This window comes from Oxalobacteraceae bacterium OTU3CAMAD1, assembly GCA_024123915.1.
Classification (GTDB): Bacteria; Pseudomonadota; Gammaproteobacteria; order Burkholderiales; family Burkholderiaceae_D; genus Rugamonas.
Map to the genome: position 1 here is coordinate 75254 of CP099650.1, position 17421 is coordinate 92674.

The 17421-nt window shown below is 64.4% G+C and carries 15 protein-coding genes; 11 read left to right on the forward strand and 4 right to left on the reverse strand.

All coding sequences use genetic code 11. The features are described 5' to 3' along the window. Positions 1-69 precede the first annotated feature (69 nt). Genes rfbF through NHH88_00305 form a run of 10 tightly spaced genes read left to right on the forward strand, consistent with a single transcriptional unit; the run spans position 70 to position 11770 of the window. Positions 70-843 (forward strand): glucose-1-phosphate cytidylyltransferase, encoded by a 774-nt coding sequence (gene rfbF, locus NHH88_00260; protein ID USX14267.1) that lies wholly within the window; start codon positions 70-72, stop codon positions 841-843. Beyond that, positions 840-1913, forward strand: a complete 1074-nt coding sequence (gene rfbG, locus NHH88_00265) for a CDP-glucose 4,6-dehydratase (protein ID USX14268.1) — start codon at positions 840-842, stop codon at positions 1911-1913. The genes rfbF and rfbG overlap by 4 nt, the downstream gene beginning before the upstream one ends. Positions 1914-1923: 10 nt before the next feature. Further along, on the forward strand, positions 1924-3249 hold the full coding sequence (rfbH, locus tag NHH88_00270; GenBank protein ID USX14269.1) for a lipopolysaccharide biosynthesis protein RfbH: 1326 nt from the start codon (positions 1924-1926) through the stop codon (positions 3247-3249). Continuing rightward, entirely contained in the window at positions 3249-5072 is a 1824-nt protein-coding gene (locus tag NHH88_00275) for a thiamine pyrophosphate-binding protein (GenBank protein ID USX14270.1), read from the forward strand. Before rfbH ends, NHH88_00275 begins: the two co-directional genes overlap by 1 nt. Positions 5073-5095: 23 nt before the next feature. After that, on the forward strand, positions 5096-6007 hold the full coding sequence (locus tag NHH88_00280) for an acetaldehyde dehydrogenase (acetylating) (protein ID USX14271.1): 912 nt from the start codon (positions 5096-5098) through the stop codon (positions 6005-6007). Beyond that, positions 6000-7025, forward strand: a complete 1026-nt coding sequence (gene dmpG, locus NHH88_00285; protein USX14272.1) for a 4-hydroxy-2-oxovalerate aldolase — start codon at positions 6000-6002, stop codon at positions 7023-7025. Before NHH88_00280 ends, dmpG begins: the two co-directional genes overlap by 8 nt. Positions 7026-7028: 3 nt before the next feature. Next, the gene (locus NHH88_00290) at positions 7029-8108 is read left to right on the forward strand and encodes an NAD(P)-dependent oxidoreductase (protein USX14273.1); all 1080 of its coding nucleotides are present in this window, start codon (positions 7029-7031) and stop codon (positions 8106-8108) included. A gap of 16 nt (positions 8109-8124) precedes the next feature. Beyond that, positions 8125-9225, forward strand: coding sequence for an NAD-dependent epimerase/dehydratase family protein (locus NHH88_00295; GenBank protein ID USX14274.1), 1101 nt, complete (start codon positions 8125-8127; stop codon positions 9223-9225). A gap of 25 nt (positions 9226-9250) precedes the next feature. Beyond that, positions 9251-10186, forward strand: a complete 936-nt coding sequence (locus NHH88_00300) for an FkbM family methyltransferase (protein USX14275.1) — start codon at positions 9251-9253, stop codon at positions 10184-10186. 18 nt (positions 10187-10204) lie between these two features. Beyond that, positions 10205-11770 carry a glycosyltransferase gene (locus NHH88_00305; protein USX14276.1) on the forward strand — a complete coding sequence of 522 codons (1566 nt, stop codon included), beginning with the start codon at positions 10205-10207 and terminating at the stop codon, positions 11768-11770. A gap of 63 nt (positions 11771-11833) precedes the next feature. Here NHH88_00305 and NHH88_00310 read toward each other — a convergent pair whose 3' ends face one another. Both NHH88_00310 and NHH88_00315 read right to left on the reverse strand, forming a co-directional pair. Then, the gene (locus NHH88_00310; protein ID USX14277.1) at positions 11834-12289 is read right to left on the reverse strand and encodes an SgcJ/EcaC family oxidoreductase; all 456 of its coding nucleotides are present in this window, start codon (positions 12287-12289) and stop codon (positions 11834-11836) included. 38 nt (positions 12290-12327) lie between these two features. Then, positions 12328-12651, reverse strand: a complete 324-nt coding sequence (locus NHH88_00315; GenBank protein ID USX14278.1) for a CzcE family metal-binding protein — start codon at positions 12649-12651, stop codon at positions 12328-12330. A 339-nt stretch (positions 12652-12990) separates the two neighbouring features. Between NHH88_00315 and NHH88_00320 the strand changes: the two genes are divergently transcribed. Continuing rightward, positions 12991-13611: an outer membrane beta-barrel protein gene (locus tag NHH88_00320; GenBank protein ID USX14279.1), complete on the forward strand. Its 621-nt coding sequence runs from the start codon at positions 12991-12993 to the stop codon at positions 13609-13611. A gap of 79 nt (positions 13612-13690) precedes the next feature. On the opposite strand, the gene NHH88_00325 is transcribed toward NHH88_00320, so the two are convergent. Both NHH88_00325 and NHH88_00330 read right to left on the reverse strand, forming a co-directional pair. Further along, a complete protein-coding gene (locus NHH88_00325) occupies positions 13691-15055 on the reverse strand; it encodes an HlyD family type I secretion periplasmic adaptor subunit (GenBank protein USX14280.1) in 1365 nt (454 codons plus the stop codon). Further along, complete coding sequence (locus tag NHH88_00330; GenBank protein ID USX14281.1) at positions 15028-17190, reverse strand: peptidase domain-containing ABC transporter; 2163 nt, start codon at positions 17188-17190, stop codon at positions 15028-15030. The genes NHH88_00325 and NHH88_00330 overlap by 28 nt, the downstream gene beginning before the upstream one ends. Between the last annotated feature and the right edge of the window lie 231 nt (positions 17191-17421).

Below are 17421 nucleotides of genomic sequence, written 5' to 3' on the forward strand. Positions count from 1 at the left end.
TTTTCCTTTAAAATAGCCCGGGCGCAATAGATAATATGATCTGCGTCAACATAACAATCCGGGGATAGCATGAAAGCAGTCATATTGGCGGGCGGGCTGGGCACACGGCTCAGCGAAGAGACGACTGTCAAGCCGAAGCCGATGGTCGAGGTCGGCGGCAAACCGATCCTCTGGCACATCCTGAAAAGCTATTCCGCCCATGGCATCAACGACTTCGTCATCTGCTGCGGCTACCGCGGCTACGTGATCAAGGAGTTCTTCGCCAACTACTTCCTGCACACCTCGGACGTCACCTTCGATCTGCAAAAAAACAGCATGGAAGTGCACGAGCGCCACGCCGAGCCATGGAAGGTCACCCTGATCGACACCGGCAGCGACACCCTGACCGGCGGCCGCCTGAAGCGCGTGCGCCAGCACGTCGAACACGACGAAGCGTTCTGCTTCACCTACGGTGACGGCGTGTCCGACATCGACATCGGCGCCTCCATCGCCTTCCACAAAAAACACGGCAAGCTCGCCACCATGACGGCGGTGCAGCCGCCCGGCCGCTTCGGCGCCATCGACATCGACGGCCAGCGCATCGTCAGCTTCAAGGAAAAGCCGCAAGGCGACGGCGCCTGGATCAACGGCGGCTACTTCGTGCTCTCGCCGAAGGTGATCGACTACATCGACGGCGACAGCACCACGTGGGAAAAGGAACCGATGGAGCAGCTGGCCGGCGAAGGCCAGCTGGATGCCTTCCACCACCACGGCTTCTGGCAGCCGATGGACACGCTGCGCGACAAGGTGCTGCTCGAAGACCTGTGGCAAAGCGGTAAGGCGCCGTGGAAGCGGTGGCCATGACCCCGTCCTTCTGGCAGGGCAAACGGGTATTCCTGACCGGTCATACCGGCTTCAAAGGCAGCTGGCTTAGCCTGTGGCTGCAGCAACTGGGCGCGCACGTCACCGGCTTCGCGCTGGCGCCGAGCCAACCGAGCCTGTTCGACACCGCGCAAGTGGGCGCCGGCATGACCTCCATCATCGGCGACATCCGCGACGGCGCCGCGCTGCGCGACGCCATGCTGGAGGCGCGGCCGGAGATCGTCATCCACATGGCGGCGCAGGCGCTGGTGCGCTACTCGTACGCCAACCCGGTCGAGACCTACGCCACCAACGTCATGGGCCTGGTGAACTTCTTCGAAGCGGTGCGCAACACGCCGGGCATCAAGGCGGTGGTCAACGTCACCAGCGACAAGTGCTACGAAAACAAGGAGTGGGCCTGGGGCTACCGCGAGAACGAAGCCTTCGGCGGCTACGACCCATATAGCAACAGCAAGGCCTGCGCCGAACTGGTGACGGCCGGCTACCGCTCGTCGTTCTTCAATCCGGAAAAATACGCCGAGCATGGCGTGGCGCTCGCCTCGGGCCGCGCCGGCAACGTGATCGGCGGCGGCGACTGGGCCGAAGACCGTTTGATTCCCGACATGGTGCGCGCCATCGCCGCCGGCAAGCCGGTGCGCATCCGCAGCCCGCACGCGATCCGTCCGTGGCAGCATGTGCTGGAGCCGCTGTCCGGCTACCTGACCCTGGCCGAGCACCTTTACACGCACGGCGCGGCGTACGCCGAAGGCTTCAACTTCGGGCCGCACGACATCGACGCCCGCCCGGTCGAATGGATCATCTCGCGCCTGTGCGAGAGCTGGGGCGACGGCGCCGGCTGGGAGCTGGACCAGGCGCCGCAACCGCACGAGGCGCACTACCTCAAGCTCGATTGTTCCAAGGCGCGCGGCCGTTTGCACTGGCAGCCGCGCTGGCACCTGGGCCACACCATCGACATGATCGTCGGCTGGCACAAGGCGCACGCCGCCAGGGCCGACATGCGCGCCTTCACCCTGGCGCAAATCGACACCTATCAAAACACCGCACACATCTAAGGCAGCAACCATGAGCGAAGCAAAAACCAAAGAACAACTCCGCGCGGAGATCAACAAGCTGGTGGCCGAATACGGCGCGCTGGCCAGCGTGCCGAAGGCCTTCGAGCCCGGCGTGACGGTGATCCCGCCGGCCGGCAAAGTGGTCGGCGCGCCGGAAATGGAACTGATGGTCGAAGCTTCGCTCGACGCCTGGCTGACCACCGGCCGCTTCAACGACCAGTTCGAGGCCAAGCTGGCCAAGATGATCGGCGTGGACTTCCTCATCACCGTCAATTCCGGCTCGTCGGCCAACCTGGTCGCGTTCAATACCCTGACCTCGCCGAAGCTGGGACCGCGCGCGATCCAGCCGGGCGATGAAGTGATCGGCGTGGCCGCCGGCTTCCCCACCACCGTCAACCCGATCATCCAGTTCGGCGCGATTCCGGTGTTCGTGGACGTGGAGCTGGGCACCTACAACATCGACGTCACCAAGCTGGAAGCGGCGATCTCGCCGAAAACCAAGGCCATCATGCTGGCCCACACGCTGGGCAATCCGTACAACCTGGACGTGATCGTCGCGATCTGCAAAAAGTACAACCTGTGGCTGATCGAGGATTGCTGCGACGCGCTGGGCTCCACCTACGACGGCAAGATGGTCGGCACCTTCGGCGACATCGGCACCATGTCGTTCTACCCGGCCCACCACATCACGATGGGCGAAGGCGGCGCCGTCTTCACCAACAACGCCGAACTGAAAATGATCGCCGAGTCGTTCCGCGACTGGGGCCGCGATTGCTACTGCCCACCGGGCAAGGACAACACCTGCGGCAAGCGTTTCTGCCAGTGCTTCGGCACCCTGCCGGCCGGCTATGACCACAAGTATACCTACAGCCATTTGGGCTACAACCTGAAGATCACCGACATGCAGGCCGCCTGCGGCCTGGCGCAGATCGACCGCGCGGCAGGCTTCATCCAGGCCCGGAAGGACAACTTCGCCTACCTGACCGAACGCCTGCAATCGTGCGCCGAGTTCCTGATCCTGCCGGTGGCGACCGAGAATTCCGACCCGTCGTGGTTCGGTTTCCCGATGACCCTCAAGCCGGAAGCGAACGTAGCTCGGGTCGACCTGCTCACCTACCTGGACCAGCACAAGATCGGCACCCGCCTGCTGTTCGCCGGTAACCTGACGCGCCAGCCGTACATGATCGGCCGTAACTACCGCGTCTCCGGCGACCTGACCAACACCGACCGCGTGATGAACGACACCTTCTGGATCGGCGTCTTCCCTGGCCTGACCCGCGAGATGCTGGACTTTACGATTGAAAAACTGGAAGCCTTCTTTGGCGTGAACTTCTAATGAGCGACAACAAGATCAAGGTCGCCGAACTGCTGGCCGAAGCCCTGGAAAACCTCGGCATCGAGCACGCCTTCGGGATCATCGGCGCCGGCAATGTGCATCTGTTCGAAGCGATCTCGCGCCGTGGTTTCACGGAGATCGTCTGCGTCCACCACGAGCAGGCCGCCTGCATGGCGGTGCAGACCTACTACCGCACCAGCGGCAAGCTGGCCGCAGCGCTCCTGACCACCGGCGCAGGTTCGACCAACGGCGTCACCGGCGTGGTATCGGCATGGGCCGACTCGATCCCGTGCGTCGTCATCGCCGGCAACGAGAACTCGAAGTTCTGCTTCCCGGAGAATCCGCTGCGCATGTGGGGCGTGCAGGGTTACGACTCGTGCCAGATGGTGGAAAAGGTCAGCAAATACCAGATGCGCGTGACCAAATTCGAACGCGCCGTCTACGAACTGGAAAAAGGCGTGCATATCGCGCTCGAGGGCCGTCCGGGTCCGACCTGGATCGAGATCCCGATGGACATCCAGGCCGGCCGCATCGATCCCGCCACGATGGAGCACTTCGTCGCGCCGCCGGCCGTCGACTACCTGACCGCCGCCGTCGCCGCGCAGGTCGACAGCGTGATCGCCGCGCTGGCAAAGGCCGAACGTCCGGTGCTGTGGCTCGGCAACGGCATCCGCCTGGCCGGCGCCGAAGCGAAGATCAAGCCGCTGCTGGACAAATCCGGCTCGCCGGCGCTGGTCTCGTGGGCGGGCATCGACATGATCGATTCGTCGCACCCGCAGGTGTTCGGCCGCGCCGGCGTCTACGGCCAGCGCGCCGCCAACTTCATTTTGCAAAACAGCGACTACGTGCTCGCCATCGGCACCCGCCTGGCGATCCCGCAGATCGGCTACGACATCAATGAGCTGGCGCGCCTGGCCCGCATCGACGTGGTCGACATCGACAGCGACGAAGCGGCCAAGCACGCCAAGCGCGCGCAGGAAGTCGTCGTCTGCGACGCCCGCGTCTTCATCGACGCGCTGCTGGCGCGTTTGGAGTCCACCACCGTCGCGCCGAAGACCGAATGGATCGCCAAGTGCCGCGCCTACGAGGAGCAGTTCCCGTGGGTGGGCGAGGAACACGCCGACCCGGAAGGGTTCATCAACTCCTACCGCTTCATGGAGCGCCTGAACGGCTTCTTCAAGGACGACCAGGTGGTGGTGACCGACATGGGCACCGCGCTGCTAAGCGGGCATCAGGTGCTGCGCTTCAAGGAAGGCCAGCGCTTCATGACCTCCACCGGACTCGGTGAAATGGGCTACGGCCTGCCGGCCGCGCTGGGCGTCTCCTTCGCCAACGACCGTGGGGAAGTCATGTGCCTGAACTGCGACGGCGGCATGATGATGAATTTGCAGGAGCTGCAAACGGTGGTCCACCACAACCTGCCGATCAAGCTGTTCATCTTCAACAACGACGGCTACCTGATGATCAAGCACACGCAGAAGTCGCTGTTCAAGGGCGGCTACGTGGGCACCGACCGCAAGTCCGGCGTCTCCTGTCCGGACTTCTCCAAGCTGGCCACCGCCTTCGGCATGCCGTCGTACCAAATACGCAGCTGGGACGAGTGCGACGCCACCCTGGCGGCGGTGCAGGCGGCCACCGGGCCGGTGATCTGCGAAGTGTTCATGCATCCGCAGCAGGTGTTCTCGCCGAAGTTGGGCGTGGTCGCGCGCGCCGACGGCACCTTGGTGTCGCCGCCGCTGGAAGACCTTTCGCCGCTGCTGCCGCGCGAGGTGCTGGAGCAGGCCATGATCGATGGCATGCACGAAAAATCGAAGACGCTGTAATCAATACAGATGGGTACAAGCAGATGACAAGCTCCGACAAACTGAAAATAGCCATCATCGGGTCCGGCAATATCGGCACCGATCTGATGATCAAGGTGATGCGCTCCAAGCATTTGGTGTGCACGCTGTTCGCCGGGCGCAATTTCAATTCGGCCGGCATGAAGCGCGCCAGCCAGCTGGGCGTGCCCATCTCGGACCGCGGCATCGAGGCCATCCTCGCCAATCCGTCGATCTGCGACGTGGTGTTCGACGCCACCTCGGCCCAGGCCCACATCGGCCACTGGGCCGCGCTGGATAAACTGGGCAAGACCGTGATCGACATGACCCCGGCCAAGCTGGGCGAATTCTGCATCCCGGCCATCAACGCCCAGGGCACGCTCGACGCGGGCGGCCGCAATATCAACATGATCACCTGCGGCGGCCAGTCGTCGATTCCCATCGCCGCCGCCATCGGCCAGGTGCACGCCGATATCGAATACGTCGAAGTGGCGTCGAGCATCGCCTCGCGCTCGGCCGGCCCGGCCACGCGCGCCAACCTGGACGAATACATCGAGACCACCGAGGACGCGCTGCAGCGCTTCTCCGGCGCCCAGCGCGCCAAGGCGATCCTGATCCTGAACCCGGCCAATCCGCCGATTGACATGCAGACCACGATCTACGCCAAGATCGCCAATCCGGACCTGCCGGCGATCCGCGCCTCGGTCGAGGCCATGGTCGCCCAACTGAAGACCTATGTGCCGGGCTACGCCCTGGTGGTGCCGCCCACCGTCGAGGGCGGGCGCGTCGTCACCACCATCAAGGTGGTCGGCGCCGGCGACTACCTGCCGCAATACGCGGGCAACCTGGATATCATCAACTGCGCCGCCATCGCGATGGCGGAAATGATCGCCGCCGCCCGTCATGAAAAAAACACCGAGGAGCGCAAGCATGGCTAAGAAAATCCTGATCAGCGATCCGACCCTGCGCGACGGCAACCACGCCGTGCGCCACCAGTTGAGCCGCGAAGCCTTCATCGCCTACTGCCAGGCCGCCGAAGCGGCGCGCGTGCCGATCATCGAGGTTGGCCACGGCAACGGCCTGGGTGCCTCGTCGATGCTGGTCGGCGAATGCCGGCTGACCGACGACGAGATCCTGACGGTCACCCGCGAGCACCTGAAGAACACCCGCCTGGGCATCCACGTGATCCCCGGCTTCTGCACCATCAAGAAGGATTTGTCGCGCGCCGTCGAACTGGGCGTGGACCTGTTCCGCGTCGCCTCGCACTGCACCGAGGCCGACATCACCGACCGCCACATCCACTACGTGCGCCAGGCCGGCAAGGAAGCGTGGGGCATCCTGATGATGAGCCACATGGCGACGCCGGCCACCCTGCTGGAGGAAGCCAAGAAGATGGAGTCCTACGGCGCCGAGGCGATCGTTATCATGGATTCGGCCGGGGCCTACTTCCCGGACGACGTCAAGGAACGCATCTCCACGCTGGTCAACGGCTTGTCGATCCCGGTCGGCTTCCACGGCCATAACAACCTGGGCATGGCTGTCATCAACTCGGTCGCCGCCGTCAACGAAGGCGCCACCATCATCGACGGCACCATCCGCGGCTTCGGCGCCGGCGCCGGCAACACCCAGCTCGAAGTGCTGGTGGCGGTGTTCGAACGCCTCGGCTTCGAGACCGGCATCGACTTGTACAAGATCCTCGACGCGGCCGACATCGCAGAGAAGGAATTCAATCCGGTGGCGCCGTCGATTTCGCCGCTGTCGATCGTCTCCGGCCTGGCCGGCGTGTTCTCGGGCTTCGCCAAGCCGGTCGCGCAGGCGGCCAAGGACTACCAGGTCGACCCGCGCGACATCTTCTTCGGCCTGGGCAAGCGCAACGCGGTGGCCGGGCAGGAAAGCCTGATCATCGAGGTGGCGCGCGACCTCGCCGAGAAAAACGCAGCAGCTTTGAAAGGTTAAACCATGGCCGACCCACACTTTGCCGAAATGCGCCAGGACGCCCTGGCCGCCTGCGCCGACCAGCCGGAAATCCGCGCCGCGCTGGCGCGCCAGCACATCGCCGTCACCGGCGGCACCGGCTTCCTCGGCACCTGGATCGCCGAAGTGGTCGCCGCGCTCAACGACGAATACCAGCTCGGCATCACGCTCGACCTCTACGCCCGCAACATCACGGAATGGCAGCAGCGCTATCCGCACCTGGCCGGACGGCTGGATATCCGCGCGCGCTCGCAGGACGTGCGCTCCTCGTTCGAATTCGCGCGCAGCACCAGCTACGTGATCCACGCGGCCGGCATTCCCAACAACCGGGTGCACGCCTCCGACCCGCTGCGGGTGTTCCAGACCACCGTGTCCGGCATCGCCAACGCGCTGGAGGCGGCCTCGCAGCTCGACGGCCTGCTGCGCTTCGTCAACGTCAGCTCCTGCCTGGTGGCCGGTCCGCCGCAGCGCCCCGGCCCATTGAGCGAGAGCGACTGCTTCCCGCTGCCGGCCGGCCAGCTGCACACCGTCTACGCCGACGCCAAGCGCGCCGCCGAAATGACGGCGGCGATTTTCCGCAGCCAGTACCGCTTGCCCGTATCGACGGTGCGCCCCTTCACGCTGACCGGCGCTTATCAAGAGCTGGACCGCCCGTGGGCGATCAACAACTTCCTGCGCGACGTGTTGACCGGCGGCGAGATCCGCATCCACGGCGACGGCAGCGCGCGCCGCAGCTACCTGTATGGCAGCGACGCCGCCTGGTGGACCTTGGCGGCGCTGGTCAAGGGCGTCGACGGCGAGGTGTATAACCTCGGCAGCGCCACCCCGGTCACCCACAATGAGCTGGTCCGCCTGATCGGCGAGCGCGTCTCGCCGCGTCCACGCGTGGCGCTCAACACCGCGCAGAAAAACCTCACCGAGCGCCAGCGCCAGGGCGACGACCTGTACCCGGACCTGAGCTTCACCGAACGCCGGCTCGGCGTGCGCGAAAGCCGCACGCTGGAGGAAACCGTCGACAAGGCCTACCGCTGGTTCGCCGAACCGCGCACCCAGCAAGGTTCCTGACCGGATGACAAAGCCAATGACGTCATCCCTGCCCGAAGCCAATGCTATCATCCGCGCCGACCTGGAGGCGATCGCCGCCGCCGATCTGCCGTGGGAGGACCTGCGCGGCAAGACGGTGATGGTCAGCGGCGGCGCCGGCTTCCTGGCGGCCTATGTGGTCAAGGCACTGCTGGCGGCCAGCCGCCTGCGCGGCCTGGAGCTGCGCGTCGTGTGCGTGGTGCGCCGCGCCGCCGGCGTGGCGACTCGCCTGGGCGGCTGCATCGGCGCGCCGGATTTTTCCGTGTTCGAGCATGACATAGGCCTGCCACCGCCGGCCGACTTCCCGGCCGCAGACGTGATCATCCACGCCGCCAGCCAGGCCAGCCCCAAATTCTATGGCGTCGATCCGGTCGGCACCCTGCTGGCCAATTCCAGCGGCACCCAGTACCTGCTGGAGCACGCGCGCCGCCACCAGGCGCGCTTCCTGTTCTTCAGCAGCGGCGAGGTGTATGGCGTGCCGCGCGAACCGCAGCGCGCCGTCGCCGAAACCGACTACGGCTACCTCGATCCGATGAACGTGCGCGCCTGCTACGGCGAAAGCAAGCGCATGGGCGAAGCCATGTGCGTCGCGTGGGCCAAGCAATACGGCCTGCACGCCAGCGTGGTGCGGCCCTTCCACACTTATGGTCCCGGCATGGCGCTCGACGACGGCCGCGTGTTCGCCGATTTCGTCGCCGACGTCGTAGTCGGGCGCGACATCGTGCTCAATAGCGACGGCGCCGCGCTGCGGCCGTTCTGCTACATCGCCGACGCCACCATCGGCTTCCTGACGGTGCTGCTGCGCGGCGCCAGCGCCGAGGCCTACAACGTCGGCAACCCGGACGCCGAGTTGTCGATCCGCGACCTGGCCACCCTGCTGGCGGGCCTGTATCCGGAACGCGGCATCGGCACGCGCTTCAACGTGGCGCCGGCCAGCAACGCCTACCTGGCCAGTCCGATCGCCCGCTCCTGCCCCGCGATCGAGAAGGTGGCGGCGCTGGGCTGGTCGCCGTCGACCGGCGTCGCGCAGGGCTTCCGCCGCACCATCGATTCCTTCCTGCAGTCCCAGACGCCGGCCTCCCCGCAGGCTTCCACCTAATTCAACCCTCCATCAAGAGCACGCGATGATCAAACTGAACGACACTTTGGCCCAATTCCAGGCCGGCGCCATCGACAAGCCAACCTATATCCGCACCATGTTCGAGGAGCACCACGCGGCGCTGTTCGATTACTCCGGCTATCTGGCGCAGACCAACGTCAAGAAGATCGAGATCGAGGACGGCCGCGTCATCATGACCTCGCGCGACCGTGGCGTGCGCATCTCCTGCAGCCCGGTCGATTTCCGCATCGCGCCGGTGGAGACGCTCAACTTCTTCGACTACGAAAAAGAAGAATCGAGCATGATGGAAAACCTGGTGGCCGACGGCGACAACTTCTTCGACATCGGCGCCAACATCGGCTGGTACTCGATCAACATCGCCGCCTCGCGCCGCCGCACCAACGTGTACGCGTTCGAGCCGATTCCGACCACCTACGCCTCGCTGACCACCAACCTGTCGCTGAACGCCTGCGCCAACGTCAAGGCGCACAACTTCGGCCTGTCCAGCCAGGCCGGTGAATTCACCTATTACTACTACCCGGAAGGCTCGGGCAACGCCTCGGCCGTCAACCTGACGGGCCGCGACGACATCGCCACCGCCCAGTGCAAGGTACGCACCTTGGACGACTTCACCGCCGAAACGGGCACCCGCGTCGACTTCATCAAGTGCGACGTCGAGGGCGCCGAGCTGCTGGTGTTCCAGGGCGGCCACGCGACCATCGCGCGCGACAAGCCGGCCGTGCTGGCCGAGATCCTGCGCAAGTGGTCCGCCAAGTTCAACTACGATCCGAACGAGATCTTCACCTTGTTCCGCAACCTGGGCTACCAGTCGTTCACGGCCCAGGGCGGGCGCCTGCTGCCGTTCGCCGCGATGGACGAGAACACCGTCGCCAACAACTTCTTCTTCCTGCATCCGGAACGCCACGCCGAACTGATACGCCGCTACGCGCAGCCGGCTTGATCGAAAGGCCGCGCCCACATGGATTCTTCCAACGTCGTCCTGTCGATCTGCATTCCCACCTACAATCGCGGCGAGATGCTGCGCCTGACCCTGGAGAGCATCGTCTGCCAGGCGGCCTTCGCCGACGGCGATGAGATCGAGCTGATCATCTCCGACAACGCCTCGGCCGACAACACCGGGGCGGTGGTGGCGGAGTTCGCCGCCGCCTTCCCCGGCAAGATCCACTACCACCGCCACCCCGAGACCATCCTGCCGGACCTCAACTTCGAGGCCGCGCTCAAGATGGGCAACGGCCAGTTCCTCAAGCTGCACAACGATAACCTGGCGGTGATCGACGGCGCGCTGGCCGAGATCGTCAAGGTGGTGCGCGCCACGGCGGCCGAGCGGCCGGTGATCACCTTCACCAACGGCAACCAGAAGGCCGGCAACGCGCTCGAGGTGATGACCAGCTTCGACCAGTTCATCAGCCGGGTGTCCTACTTTTCCACGTGGATGGGCGGCTTCGGCGTCTGGCGCGAGGAGTTCCGCGTGATGCCGGACTTCGTGCGCTATCCGGAGCTCAAGCTGATCCATGCCGATGTGCTGTTCCGGCTGCTGGCCCAGGGCAAGCGCGCCATCGTCCTGTTCGACGTGTATTTCATCGGCCAGCCTGTGGCAAAGAAGAGCGGCTACAACATCGCCGAGGTGTTCGGCCGCAATTACCTGGGACTGCTGAAGGAATACGTGAACAACGGCTTGCTGAGCCGGCTCGTGTTCGAGCAGGAGAAGAAGGTGATACTGCTGCGTCACATCATTCCCTACTACTTCGACCAGAACAACGCCTTCGACAAGACCGGCTTCTACGAGCACATGCAGGATTACGTCGACGACGACTACTTCTACGAAGCGATCCGCGACCTGCCGCACGACGTGCCGCCGCGCGCGGCCCCGGCGCCCGCGCCCGTGCCTGCCGCGCCACCGGCCCCGCAACCGTCGTATGAAGACCAAAAACGCGCCTACTGGCGCGCGCTCAATCCGCACAACCACACCGACCTGACCCTGTCGGCCGGGCCGTTCGATTTCAGCAAGGTGACGGTGGGACGGCGCAGCTACGGTCCGCTGCGCGTGATCGCCTACGGCCATCCGGACGAAAGCCTGACCATCGGCAGCTTCGTGTCGCTGGCCGACGAGGTCACCTTCATGTTGGGCGGCAACCATCCCTACGAGGGCGTGTCCACCTTCCCGTTCCGGGTCAAGTTCTTCGGCGAGGGGCTGGAATCGACCACCAAGGGCGCGATCGTGGTCGGCGACGATGTCTGGATCGGCATGCAGGTGTTGATCATGTCGGGCATCACCATCGGCCAGGGCGCGGTGATCGCGGCCGGCAGCGTGGTGACCAAGAATGTTGCGCCATACACCATCGTCGGCGGCAATCCGGCCAAGGTGATCAAACAGCGCTACGCGCCGGCGGTGGTGGAGAAGATGGTGAAGCTCGATTATTCGAAGGTCACCGACGAGGCCATCGTGCGGCATCGCGAGGTGCTGTACCAACCGCTGACGGTCGACAACGTCGACGCCGTCATCGCCAGCCTGATGGGCGGCTGAAGATGGCAAAAAAAAATCCGGCCTGGGCACCCAGGTCGGATCTTTGGAGCAAGCGAACCGCGCTTATTCTTTTTCAGGCATGCCCGACGAGTGGTGGCTGGTGATCAGCCATTCCGTACCGTACCATTTGTAGGTGTAGGTGTAGCGCGCCTTGACTTCCTTGCCATCCGCGAATTTGAAGGTGTACAGGCCGGCGTCAACCGCGCTGTTGCACTTGATCTTGATGCGGCGGCTGTTGATGGTGCCGAACGGCTTGTTCTTCAGGAAGTGCTCGAAGTAATCCTTCTTTTCTTCCACCGTCATGCGCGGCGTGTTCGACACGGTCGGCAGCAGCACGGAGTTCTCCGAGTAGTTGGCCACGACCTTGTCCGGATCGCCGGTTTGCAGCGAGGCGTTCCAACGGTCGAACAGGCCGGCGATTTCCTTTTCCGACGATGGATGGCAGGCTTCACTGCCGGCGGCATGGGTATTTCCCGCCAACATAATGCAGGCGAATGGAAGGATGGTCCAGTAGCGCATGTTATTCCTTAGTAGTGGATGAATCGGAGGGGTGCTGCTTAGCCGCCGTGGTACAGCGGGTTCGGGGAGACGTACACGCGCACGCGGTGGGTGTCGATTTCTTTCGGGGCGATCTTCGACAGCGGGAAGCTGGTGCTGGCGCGCAGGGTATCGAAATGCCATGCGAACGATTTGTCGCCGACGACGAAGTTCACGGTGTCACCCTGGTTGACGTTGACGTGCTTGGTCTTCGGCAGCACTTTGATGACGCGGGTGTTCGCGGCGGCCGTCGCGGCGGTGCCGTGGACGTTCGTTTTATTGGCCGCCATGGCGGTGATAGGCAGGCAGATTACCAGTGCCGCGAGAGTCAGAAATTTTTTCATTGCGTGGTCCAAAAGGGAAGTGAGACGCCAGGAGGAGGTCTTGGCGATGGAGACGAAGTATCGAGGTTAGTTATCAACCGCACCATCAGGAAAGCTTGCTGTTAACACCAAGGAAATCCTGAAAGTGCCGTAGGCAATGCGGGCGCGGCGCGCCCGGTCCCGTCGCGCCTCCGCCCCCTCCCATTCCGCACCGGCAAATAGGGATCGCCTTACCAAAAAATCAAACTATCCCGATGGCGAGCGCAAGCGCGCTCGGGCACACTTGCGCAGCTCGCGCCATGCCCCAACGCCGAGAATATTCGTAGCATCCGGGACACAACGACGAACCAAGGAAGTGAAATGAACAAGCCTTTAGCAGCATTGATATTCGCAACGATCGGTACCCTGAGCACCCTCGCCGGCAACGCCGTGGCACAGGAGACGCCATGGCTGGTGCGCGCGCGCGCCGTCAATCTGGACATGGCCAACAAGTCCGATGCCGTCGGCGGCGTCGGCGCGTCGGACCGCCTGACCATCAGCGACAAGACCATCGCGGAATTCGACGTCTCCTATTTCTTCACCAAGAACTGGGCGGCGGAGCTGGTGCTGACCTATCCGCAAAAGCACGACGTCATGCTCGACGGCCAGAACATCGGCACCTTCAAGCACCTGCCGCCCACCCTGCTGCTGCAGTACCACTTCGCGCTGGATTCGCCGGTCAAGCCGTATGTCGGCGCCGGCTTGAACTACACCGTGTTCTCCAAGGTCAAGCTGCTGGACGGCGGCGCCAGCCTGGAGCACGACAGCGTCGGCCTGGCGCTGCAGGCGGGTGTCGACTACGCCATCGACAAGAACTGGTCGCTCAACTTCGACATCAAGCAGGTACAGATCCGCAGCGATGTCTACGTCGGCGGCGCCAAGGCCAGCCGCGTCAAGGCCGACCCGCTGTTGCTGGGCGCGGGTGTCGGTTACCGCTTCTGATGTAGCAGAGGGAAGTGAAAACGGGCGGCGCGTGCCGCCCGTTTTTTTTGGGGAAGGGAAAAACGGGAAAGCCCCGGCGTCAGGGTTCGCGGATCGATTCGTCGAGCGCGCGCGTGAGCGGATACAGCAGGTAGGACATCACCGTGCGGTGGCCGACCACGATCTCGGCCGAGACGGTCATGCCGGGCAGCAGGCGCGTACCCTCGTTCATTTTCTTCAATTCGCCGGTGTACTGGATGCGGCTCAGGTAATAGGCGTCCATGCCGCCACCGTTCTTGTCGGCGGCGTCGCGCTTGAACGAATCCTGGCTGATCGTGCGCACCTTGCCTTCCAACATGCCGTGCTTCATGAACGAGAAGGCGTCCACCTTCAGGTGCGTGACGGCGCCGGTCTTGATATAGCCGATGTCGAGCGAATCGATCTGCACTTCGGCCTCCAGCTCGGCGCCCAGCGGCACCAGCGTGAACAGCGCCTCGGCCTCGCGCACGATGGAGCCCACCGACAGCTTGCCGATCTCCAGCACCACGCCGTCGGCCGGCGCCACCATCTGGATCATCTTCAGGCGCTTGTCGGCCTTGGCCAGCTGCTCGTTGATGCCGTCGCGGTCGCGCGAGGCGGTCAGCAAATCCTCCATCGCCTTCTGGCGCCAGCTCTTGTCGAAGGCCGAGCGCTCGGCCTCGGCCGAGGCCAGCTCGCTGGCCATCTCGATCGCCTTGTTGCGCTGCATGTCCATGTCGCGCTCGACGCCCAAGCGGCGGTCGCGCGCCTCCAGCAGGTGCATCTTGGCGCCGAACTGCTCGGCCATCAGCTGCTCCTGCATGGCCTCGACCTCGCGCAGCGCCTTGACGCGCTGGGCCAGGATCACCTGGTCGTGCTTGTTGGTCTCCAGGCCGGCGCGCAGACGCGCGATGTTCTGGTCCATCTTGGTTTTCTGCGCCTCGAAGTTGGCCTTGCGCTCGCTCGACAGCTGCGACTGCAGCTGGGCGTCGGCGCTCGAGCCGCTGGTCACGGCGGCGCCGGCCTTGCCCGACAATTCGGCGCGCAGGCCGGCGGCCTGGGTGTCCAGGCTTTGCAGGCGGATGCGCAGCTGCGACTCGTCGGCGGCGGTGAAGGTCGGGTCGAGCGTGGCCAGCACCTGGCCCTTCTTGACGATCTGGCCGACGCGCACGTCGATGCTCTGGATGATGGACGTCTCGAGCGGCTGCACGATGATGTTGGGCAGCGGGTTGACCAGCCGGCCGTGGGCGATGACGATCTTCTCCACCGGCGAGAAGCAGGCCCACAGGATGAACGCGATGAACGCCAACAGCAGCACGTGCAGGGTGAGCCGCACGGAACGCGGTAGCGGACCGCGCTCGATGGCGTCGGCGTCCGGCAGGAACTCGATCTCGGTCTCGTCCTTGCGGCGCTTGAAGCTTAAAGGTGACTTGTTTGCTGGTTCCATAGGTGCTGGTAAGTTTCGCTACGTGTAAGCAGTTCTTCGTGACGGCCCGCATCCATCAGGCTGCCCTGCTGCATGACCATGATTTTGTCGGCGTTGACCAGGGTCGACAGGCGGTGCGAAATCATCACCACCGTGCGGCCGACGGCGATCTTCGACAGGTTGCCGATGAAAATGGCCTCGCTTTCCGGGTCCAGCGCGCTGGCCGCCTCGTCGAGGATCAGGATGCGCGGCCGCGCCACCAGGGTGCGGGCGATCGACAGGCGCTGCTTCTGGCCGCCCGACAGGTTGGAGGCGTTCTCTTCCAGTACGGTGTCGTAGCCCATCGGCAGGCGTTCGATGAATTCGTCGGCGCCGGCCGCCGCCGCCGCCGCGACCAGTTCCTCGAACGTGGCGTCGGGCTTGGTGACGGACAGGTTCTCGCGCACGGTGCCGCGGAACAGGAAGTTCTCCTGCAACACCACGCCGATCTGGCGGCGCAGGTGCGACAGCTCGATCTCGCGGGCGTCGATGCCGTCGAAGCGGACGATGCCCTCCTGTACCGGATACAAGCCCTGGATCAACTTGGTCAGGGTGGTCTTGCCCGAGCCGCTGCGGCCGACGATGCCGACCACGGTGCCCTGCTCGATCGTGAAGCTGGCCTTGTTGAGCGCCATGGCTTGCGCGCCCGGATAGCGGAAGGTGACGGCGTCGAACTTGATCTCGCCTTCGAGCACGGGACGCAGGCCGTTGGCGCCGGCGCGGCCCTCCGGCGCGCGGTTCATCACCTCGCCCAGCATCTTGACCGACAGCGCCGTCTCCTGGTACTCGTTGACCAGGCCGACCAGCGAAATCAGCGGGCCGGTCACGCGCCCGGCCAGCATCTGGAAGGCGATCAGGCCGCCGACCGACAAGGTCTGGTCGAACACGTCGGCGGCGCCGACGACGATCAGCGTGACCGGCAGCAGCTTGCCGAGGAAATCGGTGACGGCGTTGCCGGCGATCGAGATCTGGCCGACGCGGAAGTGCATGGTGATGGCCTCGGCCGAGCGCTGGTCCCAGATGCGGCGCTGCGACGGCTCGATCGCCAGCGCTTTCACCGTGCGCATGCCGTGGATGGTCTCGACCAGCATGCCCTGGCGCTGGCCCTCGGCCGAGTACAGCGCGTTGAGGCGGCGCTGGAAGGTCGGCACCATGGCCAGCACGATGCCGCCGATCATGGCCGCGAACAGCAGCACGATCATCGCCAGCTTGAAGGAATAGCTAAACAGGATCGGCACGAACACCAGCAGCGCGATCAGGTCGAGCGCGGTGAAGAACAGGCGCCCGGTCAGGAAGCTGCGGATCTTTTCCAGCTGCTGCATGTGGCGCGTGACCACGCCGGCGCTGGTGGTTTCGAAGAAGTCGATCGGCAGCGACAGCAGGTGGGCGAACACGCGCCGCGTCAGGCGCATGTCGATCTTGTTGGACGCGGCCAGGGTCAAGGTCTGGCGCAGGAAGCCGAAGGTGGCGTCGAACGTCAGCGCCATGATGATGCCCACGGCCAGCACCTGCAGCGTCGTCACGCTCTGGTGCGTGAGCACCTTGTCGATCACCAGCTGGAAGAAGATCGGCGAGGCCAGCGCCAGCAACTGCATGGCGATGGCGGCGATGAAGATGTCGCGGAAGGCGGCCTTCTGCTTGAGGATTTCGGGAATGAACCAGCGCAGCCCGAACGGCTGGTTCGGGTCAGTCAGCTTGTGCTGGCGTTTGATGAACAGCACTTCGCCGGCCCAGCGCTTCTCGAACTCGCCGCGCGCGACCATGACCACGGTGGCGTTGGCGTTGGCGGGATTGAGCACGGCGACCTGGTCCTCGGCGCCCGGATGGCCCACCACGTCGGCCGGCTTGACGCCGACCACGATGATCATATTGCCGTCGATCAGGCGCGCCATCAGCGGGAACACGCCGCCCTGCGCCATCAGCCGCGACCAGGTGAGCTTGTCCGCCTTGGCTTTCAAACCGATATCCGAGGCGATGCGCAGCAGCGCGCCGTCGCCCGGTTCCTCCGCGCGCAGCGCATAGTCGTCGATCAGCCGCTCGGGATTGATTTGCAGACCATGATGCTGCGCGATGGCGGTCAGACACTGGATCGCGGTATGGGGAAATTTATCGTGCATAGGCCTGATGTATGGGAAAGAACTGGGCCGGTTGGGCGGGCGAAGCTTGCCTTCGCGCACTATCGTTCCAGCCTTCGGATTCTAACCCAGCGCAGAGCCCGCAAACGCCTTTTGTTGTTTAGAAGCACAAGCAGGTTTACCCCGCTGTTCGGCGCATCAAAAGCCGGATCAACCCCAACCTCCTTTTAGCGATACGCCAGCGTCACCACTTAAGGGTCGGACCCATCGGGG

Coding starts and splice junctions, on each gene's coding strand:
- rfbF (USX14267.1), top strand. CDS start 70: ATGAAAGCAGTCATATTGGCGGGCGGGCTGGGCACACGGCTCAGCGAA.
- rfbG (USX14268.1), top strand. CDS start 840: ATGACCCCGTCCTTCTGGCAGGGCAAACGGGTATTCCTGACCGGTCAT.
- rfbH (USX14269.1), top strand. CDS start 1,924: ATGAGCGAAGCAAAAACCAAAGAACAACTCCGCGCGGAGATCAACAAG.
- NHH88_00275 (USX14270.1), top strand. CDS start 3,249: ATGAGCGACAACAAGATCAAGGTCGCCGAACTGCTGGCCGAAGCCCTG.
- NHH88_00280 (USX14271.1), top strand. CDS start 5,096: ATGACAAGCTCCGACAAACTGAAAATAGCCATCATCGGGTCCGGCAAT.
- dmpG (USX14272.1), top strand. CDS start 6,000: ATGGCTAAGAAAATCCTGATCAGCGATCCGACCCTGCGCGACGGCAAC.
- NHH88_00290 (USX14273.1), top strand. CDS start 7,029: ATGGCCGACCCACACTTTGCCGAAATGCGCCAGGACGCCCTGGCCGCC.
- NHH88_00295 (USX14274.1), top strand. CDS start 8,125: ATGACGTCATCCCTGCCCGAAGCCAATGCTATCATCCGCGCCGACCTG.
- NHH88_00300 (USX14275.1), top strand. CDS start 9,251: ATGATCAAACTGAACGACACTTTGGCCCAATTCCAGGCCGGCGCCATC.
- NHH88_00305 (USX14276.1), top strand. CDS start 10,205: ATGGATTCTTCCAACGTCGTCCTGTCGATCTGCATTCCCACCTACAAT.
- NHH88_00310 (USX14277.1), bottom strand. CDS start 12,289: ATGCGCTACTGGACCATCCTTCCATTCGCCTGCATTATGTTGGCGGGA.
- NHH88_00315 (USX14278.1), bottom strand. CDS start 12,651: ATGAAAAAATTTCTGACTCTCGCGGCACTGGTAATCTGCCTGCCTATC.
- NHH88_00320 (USX14279.1), top strand. CDS start 12,991: ATGAACAAGCCTTTAGCAGCATTGATATTCGCAACGATCGGTACCCTG.
- NHH88_00325 (USX14280.1), bottom strand. CDS start 15,055: ATGGAACCAGCAAACAAGTCACCTTTAAGCTTCAAGCGCCGCAAGGAC.
- NHH88_00330 (USX14281.1), bottom strand. CDS start 17,190: ATGCACGATAAATTTCCCCATACCGCGATCCAGTGTCTGACCGCCATC.